The organism is Streptomyces europaeiscabiei (assembly GCF_001550375.1).
Taxonomy (GTDB): Bacteria; Actinomycetota; Actinomycetes; order Streptomycetales; family Streptomycetaceae; genus Streptomyces; species Streptomyces europaeiscabiei.
Genome location: NZ_LRTR01000680.1, coordinates 1 through 562 on the forward strand (window position 1 = coordinate 1; position 562 = coordinate 562).

1 pseudogene is annotated in these 562 nt (G+C 70.5%); it reads left to right on the forward strand.

The window, feature by feature from the left end:
* Positions 1-433: 433 nt before the first annotated feature.
* Positions 434-562: pseudogene (locus AWZ10_RS55925) on the forward strand (questin oxidase family protein); the annotation flags it as partial.

The following is a 562-nucleotide window of genomic DNA, read 5'->3' on the forward strand; positions in this document are numbered from 1 at the left end:
ACGACAACGGGCATCACTCCGGCCCACCTCCCCGCGCCCCGTCGCGCCCCTATCCGCCAGGGCCTGTCCGGTGTTCCTCCCCGCCGATCGGACAGGCCCTGGCCCATCTCCAGGAACCCGATGGAGTTGCCGGAGACGGGGACGGCCCGCTCGCAGAATGACCGCCATCCGCTGCAGACAGGGAAGACCACGATGACCGGTGATCGCGACGAACGACGCACTGCGGCAGATCTGGGCATGCCGGAGGCCACAGGTAGCCGAAGGACGACCTGGGCGACGATGCCTTTCGAGGCAACGGCTGGGATTGAGCGGTTGCTCGGCAGCCCGGTGGCCGACGCGATCAGTCAACCAGGTGGCTTCTCGGAAGGCATGGCCGCACGGGTACACCTGGCGAACGGCAGGCGGGTCTTCGTCAAGGCAGCGAGTTCACTGCGCCGCCACCGCGCCCAACGCCGTGCTGCGCACCCTGCCCGCGCTGCCCCCCGCGCTGTGGGCACCGAGTCTGAACGCCGCCTGGACGGCGAGCGCCGCGGTGACCGCCCTGTACTCACCGGCCACCCCG